A 1902-nucleotide genomic window follows, 5' to 3' on the forward strand; every position below is an offset into this window, starting at 1 on the left:
ATTCCTCGCGGTGCGGTGCCGATGGGCAAGATCATTGCGGACCAGCTGTCTGGCGAGCTTTATGTGGTGCTGGTGCGCAAACTGCGTGCGCCGCAGCAGCCGGAGCTGGCGATAGGTTCGGTCAATGAAAGCGGCTGGACCTTCATTGCCGACTACGCCGGGCTCTACGGCGCGAGCGCGGACTACATCGCGACCGAGAAGCGCTTGCAGATGGAGACCATCCGCCAGCGCCGCGCCCAGTACACGCCGATTCGCCCTTCCATAGACCCCACGGGGCGCGTCGTCATCGTGATCGACGACGGTCTGGCCACCGGTGCCACCATGATCTCCGCCTTGCATGGCTTGCGCGCGAGCAAACCAGAAAAACTGATCTGCGCCGTGCCGGTGGCGCCACCCGATACGCTGACCAAAGTGGCCGACATGGCGGACGAGGTGGTGTGTCTCGAAGCGCCACGGTTCTTCCAGGCGGTGGGGCAGTTCTACCAGCACTTCCCGCAGGTTGACGATGACGAGGTGATCGAGATCTTGAAAGCGTCCTGAAACTGGCTGAAACCAGCAGGCTCGCGGGCCAGACTCAGGTTTTCAGATACTGGCTGAACCAGGTGGCGGCCTGATCCGCCACTTTTTCCAGTGCGCCTGTTTCCTCAAACAGATGCGTGGCGCCGGGAACAATGGACAACTCTTTGTGGCAGGACAGCTGGGCATAGGCCTCGCGGTTGAGTTCGAGCACCTCCTCATCACGGCTCCCCACCAGCAGCAAGGTGGGTGCTTTGACCTTGGCGAGCTCGTGGCTTCCCGCCAGGTCGGGGCGACCGCCGCGCGAAACGACCGCATGGATATCCTCACCCAGGGCGGCCGCAGCCTGCAAGGCCGCGGCCGCCCCGGTGCTGGCACCAAAGTAGCCAATCAGCAGGCGGCGGGGCGGTGGCGTGTGGATCTTGACCCAGTAGGTGGCGACCAGCAGGCGGTGGGTTAACAACGTAATGTCAAAGCGGGTCTGGTAGTCCAGATCTTCCGCCAGGGTGAGCAAGTCCAGCAACAGCGTGCCGATGCCCTTGTTGTGCAACACCTGGGCCACGAAATTGTTGCGCGGACTGTGGCGACTGCTGCCGCTGCCATGGGCAAACAGCACCAGTCCCTGGGCATCGGCCGGCAGCTCCAGCATGCCTTCGATATGGACGTCATCCGCCGGAATGCGAACCAGCTGAGGGGTCATGTTCTATCTCCAAGGTTTCATGCGGCGTTGATGGCAATCGGGATCCGTTTGCGGCCAAAGTTGCCGCTCTGCGCGGCAAAACGCCCGGCCACGCTAGCGCCACAGTCCGGGCAGTGGCCGTCAGCGCTAAGCCGGTATTGTTTGATCTGGTACCAGTCGCGCACGATCAGCGAGGCGTGGCAAGCCGGGCAATAGGTGGTGTCGCCTTCTTCGTGATGCACATTGCCGGTGTAGACGTAGTGCAAGCCCTCCTGGAGCGCGATGTTGCGGGCGCGAACCAGCGTGGCGGGTGGGGTGGCCGGTACGTCGGGCATCTTGTGGTCGGGATGGAAGGCCGAGAAGTGCAGTGGCACATCGGGCCCGAGCTCCTTCATGATCCAGCGGCTCATCGCCGTGATTTCTTCATCCGAGTCGTTGTGGCCCGGGATCAGCAAGGTGGTGATCTCGAACCACACCTGGGTATCGTGCCGGAGGTAGACCAGGGTGTCGAGCACCGGCTGCAGATGGGAGCCGGTGAGCTTGAAATAGAAATCGTCGGTGAAGGCCTTCAGGTCCACATTGGCGGCGTCCATCTTGGCGTAAAAATCACGCCGCGGCTGGTCGTGCATGTAGCCGGCCGTCACCGCCACCGCCTGCACGCCCAGCGCATGGCAGGCATCGGCCACATCCATGGCGTACTCGGCAAA

3 protein-coding genes are annotated in these 1902 nt (G+C 62.7%); 1 reads left to right on the forward strand and 2 read right to left on the reverse strand.

What is annotated here, in order from left to right:
- The coding region (locus B3V69_RS12695; protein ID WP_296447076.1) for a phosphoribosyltransferase at positions 1–540 on the forward strand (540 nt) is incomplete at its 5' end.
- A 34-nt stretch (positions 541–574) separates the two neighbouring features.
- Here the strand turns inward: B3V69_RS12695 and B3V69_RS12700 are convergent.
- Both B3V69_RS12700 and amrS read right to left on the reverse strand, forming a co-directional pair.
- A complete protein-coding gene (locus tag B3V69_RS12700; protein ID WP_296447077.1) occupies positions 575–1216 on the reverse strand; it encodes a dienelactone hydrolase family protein in 642 nt (213 codons plus the stop codon).
- 17 nt (positions 1217–1233) lie between these two features.
- The coding region (gene amrS / locus B3V69_RS12705; RefSeq protein WP_296447079.1) for an AmmeMemoRadiSam system radical SAM enzyme at positions 1234–1902 on the reverse strand (669 nt) is incomplete at its 5' end.

This window comes from Rhodoferax sp. UBA5149 (assembly GCF_002413825.1).
Lineage (GTDB): Bacteria > Pseudomonadota > Gammaproteobacteria > Burkholderiales > Burkholderiaceae_C > Rhodoferax.